This is a genomic window from Pseudomonas sp. KB_15 (assembly GCF_052114525.1).
Classification (GTDB): domain Bacteria; phylum Pseudomonadota; class Gammaproteobacteria; order Pseudomonadales; family Pseudomonadaceae; genus Aquipseudomonas.
This window is the reverse complement of record NZ_JBFREX010000221.1, coordinates 1-443: the sequence shown is the minus strand read 5'-3', so window position 1 is coordinate 443 and position 443 is coordinate 1. Positions and strand designations below refer to the sequence as shown.

Below are 443 nucleotides of genomic sequence, written 5' to 3'. Positions count from 1 at the left end.
TTGCAGGGGCTGGGCATCGCCCTGATGCCGGACTGGTCGGTCGGCGAGGACATCGGCGCGGGGCGGCTGGAAGAATTGCTGCTGGATGGCCTCCGCCCGCAGGCGCAAGGCGGCATCTACCTGCTACGCGCCCAGCCCCGCGCCTCGGCCAAGCTTCGGGCCTTCACCTCGCACCTGAACCAATGCATTGGGGCCCCCCCATCGTGGCAACTGGCGATGACGCGGACTGCTTCCTACGAGCCTGTTTTGGGTGGGGCGTAGCCGGGCGTTGCTTGCGCCAAAGGTTCTCCCTTGTGATTCCCTGTGGAATCTTTATCGCTTCACTCATGACTCGCAGGCAAGTTCGCGGAACGACTTGGGAACTGTGCGTTGGTCTCCCTACCGAAGAGGGGATCCCGCGGATTTTGCCTTAATCCAGACTTGCGGCTGCCGATACCGTAGAG

Annotated in this window: 1 protein-coding gene; it reads left to right on the top strand. The window is 63.2% G+C overall.

Annotation, left to right across the window (positions count from 1 at the left end; genetic code table 11):
- On the top strand, positions 1–261 hold a 261-nt coding region (locus tag AB4Z35_RS30580; RefSeq protein WP_442101240.1), incomplete at its 5' end, for a LysR substrate-binding domain-containing protein.
- Positions 262–443: the final 182 nt, after the last annotated feature.